Raw genomic sequence first — 14,783 nt, 5'->3', positions numbered from 1 at the left:
GCTACGAAACAGGAGTCGGTAATGAGCTATCAGCACCAGTATGTCGACGGTACGCGTATTCACTTCCCTCTCGGGAAGGTGGTGTGCATCGGCCGCAACTATGCCGAACACGCCAAGGAACTGGACAACCCGGTGCCTACAGAACCGCTGTTGTTTATCAAGCCGGGCAGTTGCGTGGTGCCGCTGGAAGGTAGTTTCAGCATTCCGACCGAGCGCGGTTCGGTGCATTACGAAGCGGAGATCGCGGTGCTGATCGGCAAGCCTCTGTCGACCAAGCCAAGCCGTGAAGAAGTGCTGGATGCGATCTCCGGCTTTGCTCCGGCCCTGGACCTGACCCTGCGCGACAAGCAGGCCGAGCTGAAATCCAAGGGCCTGCCTTGGGAAATCGCCAAGTCTTTCGACGGCGCGGCAGTGATTGCTCCGTTCGTGTCCGGCAGTATCTTTGAGGACCTGACCGACATCGGCATCCGCCTGACCATCAATGGCGAAGTGCGCCAGGATGGCAACAGCAGCGCCATGCTCAACCCGATCGTGCCGATGATCCAGCACATGGCCGGCTGCTTCTCGCTGCAGGCCGGTGATGTGATCCTGACCGGCACGCCGGTGGGTGTTGGCCCGCTGAATGTCGGTGATGAACTGGTGATCGAACTGCCAGGCGCGAGCAGCTTCACCAGCAGCGTCCGCTAACACAACGCCAACCTTTGTAGGAGCCGGCTTGCTGGCTCCTACAGGGTATTGTGTTTCTGCCTCAGGCAAAGCGGCGCTCACGCAGGGCAATCCCGCCATTTCCCGTTTTTTTCACATCCATTCTGGATAATTCCGCGGATTCCGGCGTCTGTGCCGATCCCAATTGTGCTATTACCCGTAGCCTGAATTTCTGGAACGCATCCTGAATGGCCACCCAACCGCTGCCCACAGTCAAAACTGCCCGCCGCTCGCGCTTTGTCATGCGTTGGTATTCCTGGCTTTTGCTGGTGGCCGTCGCCGCTTATGGCCTCGCCTTTGCCATGCATTGGGACGATCGCGGTGTGCTCTGGCTGCATGAGCGTTTTGAAAGCCCGGCCGAGCGTCAGGAAAGTATCTGGCTGCCGGATTACCGCGCGGTGATCGACGCCAAGCTGCTGCCAGGCATGGAGAAGGACGAAGCGTCGGACCTGGCCTACGACCCGCAGACCAAAACCCTGTTTTCGGTCATGGGCAAAAACCCGTTTCTCGTTGAGCTGACCTTGCAGGGCGACGTCCTGCGCAAAATGCCGCTGGTGGGTTGGAGCAATCCGGAAGCCCTGACCGTGATGGGCAACGGTCTGCTGGCCATCGTCGATGAGCGTGAGCACATGCTCTCCATCGTCAAGGTCGATGCCGACACTCGCGAGCTGAACATCGCTAACTTCCCGAAATATGACCTCGGCCCTTCGAAAGACCAGAACAAGGCCTTCGAAGCCATCGTCTATGACCCGCGCAATCAGCAAATCCTGCTGGGTGAGGAACGCCCACCGGCGCTGTTCAGCTGGAAAAGCGACGGCAGCCAGACCCTCAAGGGCAACAAGCAAAAGCTTGCCAATGACGAACTGGACGTCCGCAACCTGTCGGCGCTGGCCATCGATCCGCGCACGGGCCACACACTGGCGCTGTCCGCCGACTCCCACTTGTTGCTGGAACTGGACGAGAAGGGTGAGCAGGTCAGCTTCATGACCTTGCTGGGCGGCTTCAACGGCCTGAAGAAGACCATTCCGCGTGCCGAAGGCGTGACCATGGATGAGGCGGGCACCCTGTACATGGTAAGCGAGCCAAACCTGTTCTACCGTTTCGAAAAGCAGAAATAGGCGCCCGAATCGGAAAGTTGTGATTCAGGGCCACTGGCCATTAAGCTTGAATTCATACAGGCGTGATATTTCATCCGCCTGTTTCTGTTTCCGAGCTCGCCTGAATGCGCCGACTTGCCCGTCCCAAACCCCTTCTTTTGATCCTGACAGTCATTGCACTGGTCGCGCTGGTTGCGGTTGGCCAATACATGCGCCTGTTCGAGCGTGCCTGGTTCAACCTGCACACCCTCTGGAAACCGCTCAGCAGCGAGTCCATTGGCCTGGATCAATACCGGGTAGCAATCGAGGCCCGGGTCATTGACGGCTTGGACGACGATGTGTCGGCGCTGACCTTCGATCCGGTGCGCAAAAGCCTGTTTACCGTCACCAACAAAAACGCCGAGCTGATCGAGCTGTCGCTGGACGGGCGGATCATTCGACGCGTTGCGCTGGTTGGCTTCGGCGACCCGGAGGCGGTGGAGTTCATCAGCGCCGACACTTACGTGATCACCGATGAACGCCAGCAACGGCTGATCAAGATTCATCTGGAGAAGGACACGACATTCCTCGATGCGGCGGATGCCGAGCAGATGACCCTCGGCGTGCACATGAGCGGCAACAAGGGTTTCGAAGGTCTGGCTTACGATTCGGTGGGCAAGCGGCTGTTCGTCGCCAAGGAGCGCGACCCGATGCTGATCTACGAAGTGCAGGGCTTCCCGCATTACAATCCGGAGAAATCCTACGCGGTGCACGTGGTCAACAACCCCAAGCGCGATGCCGGGATGTTCGTGCGAGACCTGTCGAGCCTGCAATATGACGAGCGCAGCGGCCATTTGCTGGCGCTGTCCGACGAGTCGCGGCTGATTCTGGAACTGGATGTGGACGGGCGACCGCTGAGTACCATGTCACTGAGCAAGGGGCGTCAGGGCTTGCAGAAGACCGTGCCGCAAGCGGAAGGCATCGCCATGGATGACGACGGCACGATGTACCTGGTGAGCGAGCCGAACCTGTTCTACGTCTTCAAAAAACCAGTGCAACCCTGACCAATACCCCAAAACAACTGTGGGAGCGAGCCTGCTCGCGATGAGGCCGTGTCAGTCGATAGAGATGTTGACTGAAAGACCGCTATCGCGAGCAGGCTCGCTCCCACATGGTTTATCTGCGTGTCGGCTTACTGGGCGCGCAGGGTTTTTACGCCTTCGCTGGTGCCCAGCAGCAGCAAGTCCGCCGGACGCGCCGCGAACAAGCCATTGGTGACCACGCCCACAATGGCGTTGATCTGCGTTTCCAGCTCCACCGGGTTGGTGATCTGCATGTTGAACACGTCGAGGATGATGTTGCCGTTGTCCGTCAGCACGCCTTCACGGTAAACCGGGTCACCGCCGAGCTTCACCAGCTCGCGGGCCACATGGCTGCGGGCCATCGGGATCACTTCGACCGGCAGCGGGAACGCGCCAAGTACCGGCACCAGTTTGCTGGCGTCGGCGATGCAGATGAAGGTCTTGGCCACGGCCGCGACGATCTTCTCGCGGGTCAGGGCCGCGCCGCCGCCCTTGATCAGGTTCAGGTGCTCGTCGCTTTCATCGGCGCCGTCGACATAAAACTCCAGATCGCTGACGGTATTGAGTTCATACACCGGAATGCCGTGGCCCTTGAGGCGGGCGGCGGTGGCTTCGGAGCTGGCGACCGCACCATCGAATGCGCCTTTGTGTTTGGCCAGGGCGTCGATGAAGCAGTTGGCGGTGGAGCCGGTGCCGACACCCACGACGCTTTTGTCGTCGAGTTTCGGAAGGATGAAGTCGACGGCGGCCTGAGCCACTGCCTGTTTGAGTTGATCCTGGGTCATGCGGGCTCCGAGGTGCCGAAGGAGGGAACGAAAGGCCGGCATTATAGGCTTGGCGGTGTGGCAGGTCATTGCCCGATTGGCGCGCGGATCAGATTTGCTTTTGTGGCGAGGGGGCTTGCCCCCGTTCGGCTGCGAAGCAGTCGCAAAACCTGCACATACGGTATGTCTGAACCAATGTAGGGGGACCGCTGCGCGCTCCAGCGGGAGCAAGCTCCCTCGCCACAAGGGTTCAATGGTGTCTAAAACCACCTGTTTAGTGTGGTCGCCCGGCCGAAAGCCGGGTTAGACTCCTTGGCCCTGCCCAACCCGCTCAGTGATGCTTTCCGATGCTCGAACAGTACGTCAAGAAGATCCTCACCTCGCGCGTTTATGACGTTGCCGTAGAAACCCCATTGCAGACGGCCCGCCAGCTCTCAGAGCGGCTGGGCAACGCCATTTGGCTCAAGCGCGAAGACTTGCAGCCGGTGTTCTCGTTCAAGATTCGCGGCGCCTACAACAAGCTGACCCAGCTCAGCGACGAGGAGCGAGCTCGCGGCGTGGTCACCGCCTCGGCGGGCAACCACGCGCAGGGCCTGGCCCTGGCGGCGAAAGTGCTGGGCGTGAAGGCGACCATCGTCATGCCCAAGACCACCCCGGAAATCAAGGTCGAAGGCGTGCGTTCGCGTGGCGGCAAAGTGGTGCTTCACGGTGATTCGTTCCCGGAAGCCCTGGCCTACTCGCTCAAACTGGTCGACGAAAAAGGCTACGTCTACATTCACCCCTATGACGATCCCCACACCATTGCCGGGCAGGGCACCGTGGCGATGGAGATTCTGCGCCAGCACCCCGGGCGTCTCGATGCGATCTTCGTTCCGGTGGGCGGCGGCGGGTTGATCGCCGGGATCGCGGCGTATGTGAAATACCTGCGCCCTGAAATCAAAATCATCGGCGTCGAACCGGACGATTCCAACTGCCTGCAAGCGGCCATGGCGGCCGGCGAGCGCGTGGTGCTGCCGACGGTGGGCCTGTTCGCCGATGGCGTCGCGGTGGCGCAGATCGGTCAGCACACCTTCGACATCTGCAAAGACTACGTCGATGAAGTCATCACCGTCAGCACCGACGAAATCTGTGCGGCGATCAAGGATATCTACGACGATACCCGCTCGATCACCGAACCTGCCGGCGCCCTGGGCGTGGCCGGGATCAAGAAGTACGTCGAGCAGCACGGTGTCACCGGGCACACCTTTGTCGCCATCGATTCCGGTGCCAACGTCAACTTCGACCGCCTGCGCCACGTTGCCGAGCGCGCCGAGCTGGGCGAAGGTCGTGAAGCCATCATCGCCGTGACCATCCCCGAGAAACCGGGCAGCTTCAAGGCGTTCTGCGAGGCCATCGGCAAGCGCCAGATCACCGAATTCAACTACCGCTACAACACCGGCAGCGAAGCGCACATCTTCGTGGGCGTGCAAACGCACCCGGAAACCGACCCGCGCAGTGCGCTGATCGCCAGCCTCGGCGAGCAGGGTTTTCCGGTGCTGGACCTGACCGATAACGAACTGGCCAAGCTGCACATTCGCCACATGGTGGGTGGTCGCGCGGCCCACGTGGTCGATGAAGTGATTCTGCGCTTCGAATTCCCTGAGCGTCCGGGCGCGCTGTTCAACTTCCTCAACAAGCTCGGCGGGCGCTGGAATATCTCGATGTTCCACTACCGCAACCACGGCGCGGCGGATGGCCGCGTGGTCGCGGGTCTGCAAGTGCCGCACGACGAACGTCATCTGGTGCCGGCGGCACTGGAAGAAATCGGTTACCCATACTGGGACGAAAGCGACAACCCGGCCTATAAGCTGTTTCTTGGCTGAGTGGCTACGCTGATGGGCAGGTCATAAGGAAATCGAACAATGGAAACGTTAACCGCCCTGAAAATGGCGCACACCGCGGCGACGGCAATATTATTGGGCTGTGCACTGGGCTTGGGGATATGGTTTTGGCAAACGCGGCGTAGTGGCGATGCGACTGCTGCGGCACGCACGCTGCAACGGCCTCGGGTGTTCGTTTGGCTGCTGATGGGCCTGGCGTTGCTGAGCATGCCATTCACCGGCTGGTGGATGGTGCATCTGGTGGGCTGGCCGTTGGGGCAGGCGTGGTTGCTGGCGTCGAGTGTGCTTTACACCCTGGCGGCGTTGGGGTGGGTCTGGTTGTTGGTGCGGCTGAACAAGCTGCGTACTGCGCCCGGCGGCAGCGGCAAGTTCACCTTTGCTCTCGCACTGTTCAGCTTTGTCTGCTTTATCGCCATTGCGGGGTTGATGGGCGCCAAGCCTGTTTAAGGCGATGGACCGTGTTGACCCATTCGCGGGCAAGCCTCGCTCCTACAGGGTTTAGGTGATCCGTAGGCGCGAGGCTTGCCCGCGAAAGCAATGTCAATCGCGCAACGAAATTACCGGCCAGCCACGCTGCTCGGCCTCGGCCCGCAGATTAGGATCAGGATCGACCGCCACCGGATTCGCCACTTGCTCCAGCAACGGCAAATCATTCATCGAATCGCTGTAGAAATAGCTGTCTTCCAGCGAGTGTCCGGTCTCTTCCAGCCAACGATTCAGCCTCGTCACCTTGCCTTCGCGAAAGCATGGAACGTCGGTGCTGCGCCCGGTATAACGGCCATCGACCATTTCGCATTCCGTGGCAATCAGGGTTTCAACCCCCAGACGCCGGGCAATCGGCCCGGTGACGAAGCGGTTGGTGGCGGTGATGATTACCAGTTTGTCGCCAGCCTCACGGTGCTTTGCCAGCAATTCAATCGCCTTGGGCAGCACGATCGGCTCAATGCAATCGCGCATGTAATCCAGGTGCCATTGATCCAGCGTGGCCATCTCGGTGCGGCCTAGGACTTCCAGGCAGAAGTTCAGATAAGCATCGTTATCCAGCTTGCCGGCCAGGTAGTCCTGATAGAACTCGTCGTTGCGAGCCTTGTACGCGACGGCGTCGAGGAAGCCGCGTTCGCACAGGTAATCGCCCCAGGCGTGGTCACTGTCGCCGCCCAAAAGCGTGTTGTCCAAGTCGAATAAAGCCAGCCGCATTGCAGTTACTCGCTGAAAAGTCTGTAGAAAGGCGTCCAGAATACGGACTTTTCACAAGAGTGCACATAAGGTAGGTCGGCTCGTTGCTGCCTTCACAACCTTTGTGGAACAATGCGGCGACATGCGTTTGCGAGGTTGTTGCCGTGATCGACCCCGATGGTTTCCGCCCCAATGTCGGGATCATTCTCACGAATGATGCCGGACAGGTGCTATGGGCTCGCCGTATCAATCAAGATGCCTGGCAGTTTCCACAGGGTGGGATCAACCCCCAGGAGACGCCGGAAGACGCCTTGTACCGCGAGTTGAACGAAGAAGTGGGTCTTGAGCGCGAAGATGTTGAAATTCTCGCCTGCACCCGGGGCTGGTTGCGCTATCGTTTGCCGCAACGTCTGGTCCGTACCCACAGCCAACCGCTGTGCATCGGCCAGAAACAGAAATGGTTTCTCCTGCGCCTGATCTCCAACGAGCAGCGGGTGCGGATGGATTTGACCGGTAAACCGGAGTTCGATGGCTGGCGCTGGGTCAGTTATTGGTATCCGTTGGGCCAGGTGGTGACATTCAAGCGCGAGGTGTATCGACGCGCTCTCAAAGAGCTTGCCCCGCGCCTTTTAACGCGCGACTGACGACGGAGTTCGACCCCGAGCCATGCTCAATACGCTGCGCAAGATCGTCCAGGAAGTTAACTCCGCCAAGGATCTCAAGGCGGCGTTGGGGATTATTGTGTTGCGCGTCAAAGAGGCCATGGGCAGCCAGGTCTGCTCGGTCTACCTGCTTGACCCTGAGACCAACCGCTTCGTGCTGATGGCCACCGAGGGCTTGAACAAGCGCTCGATCGGCAAAGTCAGCATGGCACCCAACGAAGGTTTGGTCGGCCTGGTCGGCACGCGTGAAGAACCCCTGAACCTCGAAAACGCCGCGGATCACCCGCGCTACCGCTACTTCGCCGAAACTGGCGAGGAGCGCTACGCCTCATTCCTCGGGGCGCCGATCATTCACCACCGCCGCGTCGTCGGCGTGTTGGTCATTCAGCAAAAAGAACGCCGCCAGTTCGATGAAGGTGAAGAAGCCTTCCTCGTGACCATGAGCGCGCAGCTCGCCGGCGTTATCGCCCACGCCGAGGCCACCGGTTCGATCCGTGGCCTGGGCCGTCAGGGCAAAGGCATCCAGGAAGCCAAGTTCGTCGGTGTACCGGGTTCGCCGGGTGCGGCGGTCGGGACCGCGGTGGTCATGCTGCCGCCGGCCGATCTGGACGTGGTGCCCGACAAGACCATCACCGACATCGAGGCCGAACTCGGCCTGTTCAAGACCGCCATCGAAGGCGTGCGCGCCGACATGCGTGCCTTGTCCGCCAAACTGGCCTCGCAGCTGCGTCCCGAAGAGCGGGCCTTGTTCGACGTCTACCTGATGATGCTCGCCGACGAGGCGCTGGGCAACGAAGTGACCACGGTGATCAAGACCGGTCAGTGGGCCCAGGGCGCGTTGCGCCAGGTGGTCACTGAACACGTCAACCGTTTCGAATTGATGGACGACGCTTACCTGCGTGAGCGCGCCTCGGACGTCAAGGACCTTGGCCGCCGTTTGCTCGCCTACTTGCAGGAAGAGCGTCAGCAGAATCTGATCTACCCGGAAAAAACCATTCTGGTCAGCGAAGAGCTGACGCCGGCAATGCTCGGCGAGGTGCCGGAAGGCACGCTGGTCGGTCTGGTCTCTGTCCTCGGTTCAGGCAACTCCCACGTCGCGATCCTCGCCCGGGCGATGGGCATCCCGACGGTGATGGGCCTGGTCGACCTGCCCTATGCCAAGGTCGACGGCATCGAATTGATCGTCGATGGTAATCGCGGCGAGGTCTACACCAACCCCAGCGACGTGCTGCGCAAGCAGTTCGCCGAAGTGGTGGAAGAAGAGAAACAACTGGCGCTCGGCCTCGACTCCCTGCGCGATTTGCCGTGCGTGACCCTCGATGGCCACCGCATGCCGCTGTGGGTTAACACCGGCCTGCTGGCGGATGTGGCGCGAGCGCAGAAGCGTGGTGCCGAAGGGGTCGGTCTGTACCGCACCGAAGTGCCGTTCATGATCAACCAGAGGTTCCCGAGCGAAAAGGAGCAGCTGGCGATCTACCGCGAGCAACTCGCCGCGTTCCATCCGCAACCGGTGACCATGCGCAGCCTGGACATCGGCGGCGACAAGTCGCTGTCGTACTTCCCGATCAAGGAAGACAACCCGTTCCTCGGCTGGCGCGGCATTCGCGTCACCCTCGACCACCCGGAAATCTTCCTGGTGCAGACCCGCGCGATGCTCAAGGCCAGTGAAGGCTTGAACAACCTGCGGATTCTGCTGCCGATGATCTCCGGCACCCACGAACTGGAAGAAGCCCTGCACTTGATTCACCGGGCCTGGGGCGAAGTCCGCGACGAAGGCACCGACGTGCCAATGCCGCCGATTGGCGTGATGATCGAGATTCCGGCAGCGGTGTATCAGACCAAGGAACTGGCGCGGCAGGTGGACTTCCTGTCGGTCGGCTCGAACGACCTGACTCAATACCTGCTCGCGGTGGACCGCAACAACCCGCGTGTAGCCGACCTTTACGACTATCTGCATCCGGCGGTGCTGCAAGCGTTGCAGAACGTGGTGCGCGATGCCCACGCCGAAGGTAAGCCTGTGAGCATCTGCGGCGAGATGGCCGGTGACCCTGCGGCGGCGGTGCTGTTGATGGCGATGGGCTTCGACAGCCTGTCGATGAACGCCACCAACCTGCCGAAAGTGAAGTGGATGCTGCGGCAGATCAACCTGAGCAAGGCCCAGGAATTGCTGGCCGAGCTGATGACCATCGACAACCCGCAAGTGATCCACAGCTCGTTGCAACTGGCGCTGAAGAACCTTGGGTTGGCGCGGATGGTCAATCCGGCGGCAGTCAAAGCCCTCTGAAAGGCTGATGGCCCTGTGGCGAGGGAGCTTGCTCCCGCTGGAGTGCGAAGCATTCCCAATCGTTTTGCGGCTGCTGCGCAACCGAACGGGAGCAAGCTCCCTCGCCACAGCTGATCGCTAGCCTTCAAATCTTGATTTCCACTTCCCCCAAATGTCCCCCATACGGCCCGAAACTCCGTTCGACCATCCGCCGCCTCCCATCCGCCTGAACAATCAATGCCGTACTCGCCCGCGTCCCATACGTGGGGCTGGCGATAAACACACTCGACAACAACGTCTCGGTCGCCAGCCCCACGCCGGTATCCGGCAGCTCGGCAAAGGGTGCGGTCTGCGGATCATTCAGCAACGCCAGTAACGCCTCTGGCTGCGGATCCTCCAGCACTTTCTCCAGCGCCGCCCGCGCCTTGAGCAGTTTCGGCCACGGCGTATCCAGCCCGGCATTCGACAACCCATAAACCCCTGGCGCCAGCATCACCGCCTCAGACTCCCGCGCATTGAAGTGCCACAGTTCGTTGGCATTGCCGATCAGCAAATTAAACCCGGCATATTCCAGCGAACGTCCGACAATGTCGCTTAAGTAATCATCAATTGGCATGTTGCCCAAGAGAAAACCCGCCACCAGCTCACCTCGGGATTTTCGCGAGGGCGGCTGCTGCGGATCACGAATATTGGTCAGCGCAGCAAAGCGCCCATTGGCACCGATACCAAGCCAGGTGCCGCCGGCTTCGAGGTCGCGACCGGCGTAGACGTGCGGTGCGTGCGGCCATTGCGCCAGGGGCTGGCTGGGCCGGGCATAGAACTCGTCGCGGTTGGCCGCCACGATCAGCGGCTGGGCGTGACCCGGTCGCCAGGCAAAAACAATCAGGCACATAAGGTGGTCCTTGTGTGTTTTTTGCCCACTCTACGCAGTCGTCGCCTGTCGTTCCATTGCCATCCGCAGTGGAGCCCGAGGCCATGCATCCGTTACCATGCCGCTCCGGTTTTGGCTAAGCATTGGGATCGTCCATGGAATTTCTGCTCTATCTGGCGCTGGGCGCCTGCGCAGGCGTGCTGGCCGGGCTGTTCGGGGTTGGCGGCGGGATCATTATCGTCCCGGTTCTGGTGTTCAGTTTCACCTTGCAGGGCTTCGATGCGTCGATCCTGACCCACTTGGCGGTCGGCACTTCCCTGGCGACGATCATCTTTACGTCGGTCAATGCGGTTCGCGAGCATCACCGTCGTGGCGCCGTGCGTTGGCCGATATTCGTGTGGATGACCGTCGGTATTCTGATGGGCGCCGGTTTCGGGGCGCTGACGGCCGAAGCGATCTCCGGCCCGAACCTGCAGAAAATCATCGGCGTGTTTGCGCTGATCATCGCGGCGCAACTGGCGCTTGACGTCAAACCCAAAGCCAGCCAAACGGTGCCCGGCAAACTCGGTCTCACGGTGGCCGGCAGTGTGATTGGCTGGGCCTCGGCGATTTTCGGCATTGGCGGCGGCTCGTTGACGGTGCCGTTCCTGACCTGGCGCAGCGTGCCGATGCAGCAAGCGGTGGCAACTTCGTCGGCCTGCGGTCTGCCCATCGCCTTGGCCAGTGCATTAAGTTTCATGATTCTGGGCTGGCACGATCCCTTGCTGCCGGCCCATAGTCTCGGTTTTATCTATTTGCCGGCGCTGCTCGGGATTGCCCTGACCAGCATGGTGTTTGCCCGTCTCGGTGCGCGACTGGCCCACAGGCTGTCGCCGAAGTTGCTGAAAAGGCTGTTCGCGGCTTTGCTGTTCTGCGTAGGCCTGAGCTTCCTGCTCTAGCTCGCAATGCTGGCTTAATCCTGAGGTGGCAGCGTCGCCCGGGAATTCTGCTTTCAACTTTCAACAAGGAGTCGCAATGCTGCCTTACCCGCAGATCGACCCGGTGGCCCTGGCCATCGGTCCGCTGAAAATCCACTGGTACGGTCTGATGTACCTGATCGGCATCGGCGGCGCCTGGCTGCTGGCATCGCGCCGGCTCAACCGTTTCGACCCGACCTGGACCAAGGAGAAACTCTCCGACATGGTCTTCTGGATGTCGATGGGCGTTATCGTCGGCGGCCGCCTGGGCTATGTGCTGTTCTACGATCTGCACGCTTACCTGGCCAACCCGATGCTGATTTTCGAAGTGTGGAAGGGAGGCATGTCGTTCCATGGCGGCTTCATCGGCGTGATGCTGGCGGCGTTGTGGTTTGGTAAAAAGAACAACAAGTCGTTCTTCCAGCTGATGGATTTTGTTGCTCCGATGGTGCCGATCGGCCTGGGTGCCGGGCGCATCGGTAACTTCATCAATGCCGAGTTGTGGGGCAAGGCGACCGACGTGCCGTGGGCAATGATCTTCCCGCCGTTCAGCGATCCGGCGCAGCTGCCGCGTCACCCGTCGCAGCTGTATCAGTTCGCCCTGGAAGGCGTGGCGCTGTTTGCCATTCTCTGGTTGTTCTCGCGCAAGCCGCGGCCGACCATGGCGGTGTCCGGGATGTTTGCCCTGTTCTACGGCATCTTCCGTTTCATCGTGGAATTCGTCCGCGTACCGGACGCGCAACTGGGCTATCTGGCCTGGAACTGGCTGACCATGGGCCAGGTGCTCTGCGTACCGATGATCGTTGGCGGGCTGTTCCTGATCTGGCTGGCGTATCACCGCGCCCCGGCGACTCCAGCGGCAGCCGTATAAATTCGAATCCCGGGGTGACGACCCCGGGTTCAAGGACACAGGTAACTCATGAAGCAATATCTCGAACTGGTCGCCCACGTCATCAAGAATGGCACCAAGCAAGCCAACCGCACCGGCGTGAACACCATCAGCTTTCCGGGCGCGATGCTGCGTTATGACCTCAAAGAAGGTTTCCCGGCGATCACCACGCGCAAGATGGCCTTCAAATCGGCCATCGGCGAGATGTGTGGTTTCCTGCGGGGCGTGAACAACGCCGCCGAATTCCGCGCGCTGGGCTGCAAAGTCTGGGATCAGAACGCCAACGAAAACACGCAATGGCTGGCCAATCCGTTCCGTCAGGGCGAAGACGACCTTGGCGAAATCTACGGCGTGCAATGGCGCAAATGGCCGGCGTACAAGCAGATTCCGGTCAGCAATCAGGCCGCCATCGAACAGACCCTGAGCCAAGGCTATCGTCAGATCGCCGAAGGTGAAGAAGACGGTCAGGCCTATGTCGTTCTGTACAAGGCGATCGACCAGATTCGCCAGTGCGTCGACACCATCATCAAGGACCCGGGCAGCCGCCGCATCCTGTTCCACGGCTGGAACGTGGCGCAGCTCGATGAAATGGCCTTGCCGCCGTGCCATCTGCTGTACCAGTTCCACCCGAATGTCGAGACCAAGGAAATCTCCCTGACCCTCTACATCCGCTCCAACGACCTGGGCCTGGGCACGCCGTTCAACCTCACCGAAGGCGCCGCGCTGCTGAGCCTGATTGGTCGCCTGACCGGCTACACACCGCGCTGGTTCACCTATTTCATCGGTGATGCCCACGTCTACGAAAACCATTTGGACATGCTCAACGAACAGCTCAAGCGCGAGCCGTTCCCGATGCCCAAGCTGGTGATCAGTGAGCGTGTGCCGGAGTTTGCCAAGACCGGTGAGTATCAGCCGGAGTGGCTGGAGTTGATCGAGCCGAGCGATTTCTCGCTTGAGGGGTATCAGCACCACGCGCCGATGACGGCGCCGATGGCGGTCTGATTGGTTCAAGAGCTAGGCTGTTTTATTAGAAAAGGTTCTATCTGACTGTCATTTGTGACAGTAGGCGAATAAACGAGAGGGTGTTTGACTGATCACGAGGCCAATCAGGCCGCGGTCAGCAACACCCTCTTTTTATTTCAGGAGCCTTGTCATGAATAACACTGCGGCCGGTGGAACAGTCGGCTTTTCGGAAAAACATTTCGGCACGGAGCGCGCCGAATTAACAGGGAAGCCGTACGTTGGCTGTGAAAGCCAGTCTGGGCTCTTTCATTTCATTCCGAGCCTCGATCCATGGGAGTGCGTGGTGCCCATGGAGATTTTCACCGGTGCCCCCATCTTCGTCGATTCACTTCGCGTGGTCGTGGTAGTAAACGATAGGGAATTTCAGATCGGCGATCAGGTTCGTGTGCAATGGTTGGCGTTAGGCGGTTCCGGGGGAAGTTACCAGTCGCAGCCCCAGCCAGCGCTGAGTTTCACCTCATTACATTTTGATATCCCCGACGACATCGCAAGGCAGTTTGAAGGAGACCGGCTCGAGGTCATTTTTGTCATCGAAAGAGGCGATAACGCTATACCCTCTGCATCGTTGTTCATGACCTTCGCCCCAGCACTGATTCAAACCGGCCCGGTTTCTATTGAAGGCGTCTCGGAGGGCTTTCTTGAGATTAATCAACATCCCGATGGCGTCATTCTGACCATTCCTCGGATTGAAAACCTGCGAACAAACAACGCCATTGAAATGTTCTGGAAAAGTAGCGCAGATGGCGGGCAGGGCGGAGCCTGGAGAGACTATCAGCGCAAATTGACGGTCAAGCCCGACTTACCCACCAGGTTTCGGATTGAGCCCTCCGTCTATGAAGAGCATCGGGGTGAGTCCGTTCACTTACTCTGCAGTCTTTTTCTGGGCTCGGGCATGGTCCCTGGCATCACTTACGGCATGGGGCTACGAGGCGTACTGGAGTTCAAATTGATCTAGTCGCTGATGTGGCGATGGGATTAATGCCCATGACTCCTGCCGACATGGGAATGCTCAACTTCCGTCGCCACAACCCCGCCACTCACTTCCAGCCGCTGCAAAATCCCGCACTGATCAATGTCCGTCCCCTCGCCACAGCGTTGGCGCAGGTCGAGCAGTTGTGCCTGCAACGCCATCAGCCCATCAATCCGCGCCTTCACGTGGTGAATGTGCTCGTCGATCAACGCATTCACGCTTTCGCACTGATCCTGCGGACTGTCGCGCAGGGCCAGCAGGCTGCGGATCTCTTCCAGGGTCATGTCGAGCGTGCGGCAGTTGCGGATGAAGGTCAGGCGTTCGGCGTGGGCCTGGGTGTAGACGCGGTAGTTGCCGTCGCTGCGGGCCGGTTCCGGCAGCAGGTTTTCGCGCTCGTAATAGCGGATGGTTTCGACGGCGCAGTCGGTGAGTTTCGCCAATTCTCCGATCTTCATGACAACAATCT

General features: G+C 60.1%; 16 protein-coding genes. 11 read left to right on the top strand and 5 right to left on the bottom strand.

Annotated features, from left to right (window positions below):
* The first annotated feature begins 21 nt into the window (after positions 1 to 21).
* The gene (locus tag ACA075_RS28860; RefSeq protein WP_497296520.1) at positions 22 to 687 is read left to right on the top strand and encodes a fumarylacetoacetate hydrolase family protein; all 666 of its coding nucleotides are present in this window, start codon (positions 22 to 24) and stop codon (positions 685 to 687) included.
* A gap of 61 nt (positions 688 to 748) precedes the next feature.
* Here the strand turns inward: ACA075_RS28860 and ACA075_RS28855 are convergent, their stop codons facing one another.
* Positions 749 to 949: a hypothetical protein gene (locus ACA075_RS28855; protein ID WP_497299362.1), complete on the bottom strand. Its 201-nt coding sequence runs from the start codon at positions 947 to 949 to the stop codon at positions 749 to 751.
* Between ACA075_RS28855 and ACA075_RS28850 the strand changes: the two genes are divergently transcribed.
* Together ACA075_RS28850 and ACA075_RS28845 are read left to right on the top strand one after the other, a co-directional pair.
* Positions 894 to 1,823, top strand: coding sequence for an SdiA-regulated domain-containing protein (locus ACA075_RS28850; RefSeq protein ID WP_497296519.1), 930 nt, complete (start codon positions 894 to 896; stop codon positions 1,821 to 1,823). The two genes, ACA075_RS28855 and ACA075_RS28850, sit on opposite strands and share 56 nt — an antisense overlap.
* Positions 1,824 to 1,927: 104 nt before the next feature.
* Positions 1,928 to 2,845, top strand: coding sequence for an SdiA-regulated domain-containing protein (locus ACA075_RS28845; protein ID WP_497296518.1), 918 nt, complete (start codon positions 1,928 to 1,930; stop codon positions 2,843 to 2,845).
* 128 nt (positions 2,846 to 2,973) lie between these two features.
* Here the strand turns inward: ACA075_RS28845 and rpiA are convergent, their stop codons facing one another.
* The gene (gene rpiA, locus ACA075_RS28840; protein WP_497296517.1) at positions 2,974 to 3,648 is read right to left on the bottom strand and encodes a ribose-5-phosphate isomerase RpiA; all 675 of its coding nucleotides are present in this window, start codon (positions 3,646 to 3,648) and stop codon (positions 2,974 to 2,976) included.
* Positions 3,649 to 3,974: 326 nt separating this feature from the next.
* Between rpiA and ilvA the strand changes: the two genes are divergently transcribed.
* Both ilvA and ACA075_RS28830 read left to right on the top strand, forming a co-directional pair.
* The gene (ilvA, locus tag ACA075_RS28835; protein WP_497296516.1) at positions 3,975 to 5,489 is read left to right on the top strand and encodes a threonine ammonia-lyase, biosynthetic; all 1,515 of its coding nucleotides are present in this window, start codon (positions 3,975 to 3,977) and stop codon (positions 5,487 to 5,489) included.
* Positions 5,490 to 5,528: 39 nt separating this feature from the next.
* The gene (locus tag ACA075_RS28830) at positions 5,529 to 5,954 is read left to right on the top strand and encodes a DUF2269 domain-containing protein (RefSeq protein WP_497296515.1); all 426 of its coding nucleotides are present in this window, start codon (positions 5,529 to 5,531) and stop codon (positions 5,952 to 5,954) included.
* 93 nt (positions 5,955 to 6,047) lie between these two features.
* On the opposite strand, the gene ACA075_RS28825 is transcribed toward ACA075_RS28830, so the two are convergent.
* Entirely contained in the window at positions 6,048 to 6,704 is a 657-nt protein-coding gene (locus ACA075_RS28825) for a histidinol-phosphatase (protein ID WP_497296513.1), read from the bottom strand.
* A 143-nt stretch (positions 6,705 to 6,847) separates the two neighbouring features.
* Here ACA075_RS28825 and ACA075_RS28820 point away from each other — a divergent pair, with 143 nt between their 5' ends.
* Both ACA075_RS28820 and ptsP read left to right on the top strand, forming a co-directional pair.
* A complete protein-coding gene (locus ACA075_RS28820; protein WP_007945562.1) occupies positions 6,848 to 7,327 on the top strand; it encodes an RNA pyrophosphohydrolase in 480 nt (159 codons plus the stop codon).
* Between the two features lie 22 nt (positions 7,328 to 7,349).
* Positions 7,350 to 9,629, top strand: a complete 2,280-nt coding sequence (ptsP, locus tag ACA075_RS28815) for a phosphoenolpyruvate--protein phosphotransferase (protein WP_497296511.1) — start codon at positions 7,350 to 7,352, stop codon at positions 9,627 to 9,629.
* Between the two features lie 124 nt (positions 9,630 to 9,753).
* On the opposite strand, the gene ACA075_RS28810 is transcribed toward ptsP, so the two are convergent.
* The gene (locus ACA075_RS28810) at positions 9,754 to 10,500 is read right to left on the bottom strand and encodes an NRDE family protein (RefSeq protein WP_497296510.1); all 747 of its coding nucleotides are present in this window, start codon (positions 10,498 to 10,500) and stop codon (positions 9,754 to 9,756) included.
* Positions 10,501 to 10,634: 134 nt separating this feature from the next.
* Between ACA075_RS28810 and ACA075_RS28805 the strand changes: the two genes are divergently transcribed.
* The 4 genes from ACA075_RS28805 (at position 10,635) to ACA075_RS28790 (ending at position 14,302) form a co-directional block, all read left to right on the top strand.
* Positions 10,635 to 11,417 (top strand): sulfite exporter TauE/SafE family protein, encoded by a 783-nt coding sequence (locus ACA075_RS28805; RefSeq protein ID WP_497296509.1) that lies wholly within the window; start codon positions 10,635 to 10,637, stop codon positions 11,415 to 11,417.
* Positions 11,418 to 11,493: 76 nt separating this feature from the next.
* Complete coding sequence (lgt, locus tag ACA075_RS28800) at positions 11,494 to 12,306, top strand: prolipoprotein diacylglyceryl transferase (RefSeq protein WP_497296508.1); 813 nt, start codon at positions 11,494 to 11,496, stop codon at positions 12,304 to 12,306.
* Between the two features lie 48 nt (positions 12,307 to 12,354).
* Positions 12,355 to 13,326: a thymidylate synthase gene (locus ACA075_RS28795; protein ID WP_497296507.1), complete on the top strand. Its 972-nt coding sequence runs from the start codon at positions 12,355 to 12,357 to the stop codon at positions 13,324 to 13,326.
* Between the two features lie 151 nt (positions 13,327 to 13,477).
* On the top strand, positions 13,478 to 14,302 hold the full coding sequence (locus ACA075_RS28790; RefSeq protein ID WP_497296506.1) for a hypothetical protein: 825 nt from the start codon (positions 13,478 to 13,480) through the stop codon (positions 14,300 to 14,302).
* 20 nt (positions 14,303 to 14,322) lie between these two features.
* On the opposite strand, the gene cadR is transcribed toward ACA075_RS28790, so the two are convergent.
* Entirely contained in the window at positions 14,323 to 14,772 is a 450-nt protein-coding gene (cadR, locus tag ACA075_RS28785; protein WP_497296504.1) for a Cd(II)/Pb(II)-responsive transcriptional regulator, read from the bottom strand.
* Between the last annotated feature and the right edge of the window lie 11 nt (positions 14,773 to 14,783).

It is taken from the genome of Pseudomonas sp. LBUM1663 (assembly GCF_059695905.1).
The sequence above is the reverse complement of the archived record's forward strand: the minus strand, read 5'-3'. Positions and strand labels throughout refer to the sequence as shown.

What these genes read in the sequence shown, in the direction of transcription:
- ACA075_RS28860 (WP_497296520.1), top strand. Translation starts at nt 22, where the DNA reads ATGAGCTATCAGCACCAGTATGTCGACGGTACGCGTATTCACTTCCCT.
- ACA075_RS28850 (WP_497296519.1), top strand. Translation starts at nt 894, where the DNA reads ATGGCCACCCAACCGCTGCCCACAGTCAAAACTGCCCGCCGCTCGCGC.
- ACA075_RS28855 (WP_497299362.1), bottom strand. Translation starts at nt 949, where the DNA reads ATGACAAAGCGCGAGCGGCGGGCAGTTTTGACTGTGGGCAGCGGTTGG.
- ACA075_RS28845 (WP_497296518.1), top strand. Translation starts at nt 1,928, where the DNA reads ATGCGCCGACTTGCCCGTCCCAAACCCCTTCTTTTGATCCTGACAGTC.
- rpiA (WP_497296517.1), bottom strand. Translation starts at nt 3,648, where the DNA reads ATGACCCAGGATCAACTCAAACAGGCAGTGGCTCAGGCCGCCGTCGAC.
- ilvA (WP_497296516.1), top strand. Translation starts at nt 3,975, where the DNA reads ATGCTCGAACAGTACGTCAAGAAGATCCTCACCTCGCGCGTTTATGAC.
- ACA075_RS28830 (WP_497296515.1), top strand. Translation starts at nt 5,529, where the DNA reads ATGGAAACGTTAACCGCCCTGAAAATGGCGCACACCGCGGCGACGGCA.
- ACA075_RS28825 (WP_497296513.1), bottom strand. Translation starts at nt 6,704, where the DNA reads ATGCGGCTGGCTTTATTCGACTTGGACAACACGCTTTTGGGCGGCGAC.
- ptsP (WP_497296511.1), top strand. Translation starts at nt 7,350, where the DNA reads ATGCTCAATACGCTGCGCAAGATCGTCCAGGAAGTTAACTCCGCCAAG.
- ACA075_RS28810 (WP_497296510.1), bottom strand. Translation starts at nt 10,500, where the DNA reads ATGTGCCTGATTGTTTTTGCCTGGCGACCGGGTCACGCCCAGCCGCTG.
- ACA075_RS28805 (WP_497296509.1), top strand. Translation starts at nt 10,635, where the DNA reads ATGGAATTTCTGCTCTATCTGGCGCTGGGCGCCTGCGCAGGCGTGCTG.
- lgt (WP_497296508.1), top strand. Translation starts at nt 11,494, where the DNA reads ATGCTGCCTTACCCGCAGATCGACCCGGTGGCCCTGGCCATCGGTCCG.
- ACA075_RS28795 (WP_497296507.1), top strand. Translation starts at nt 12,355, where the DNA reads ATGAAGCAATATCTCGAACTGGTCGCCCACGTCATCAAGAATGGCACC.
- ACA075_RS28790 (WP_497296506.1), top strand. Translation starts at nt 13,478, where the DNA reads ATGAATAACACTGCGGCCGGTGGAACAGTCGGCTTTTCGGAAAAACAT.
- cadR (WP_497296504.1), bottom strand. Translation starts at nt 14,772, where the DNA reads ATGAAGATCGGAGAATTGGCGAAACTCACCGACTGCGCCGTCGAAACC.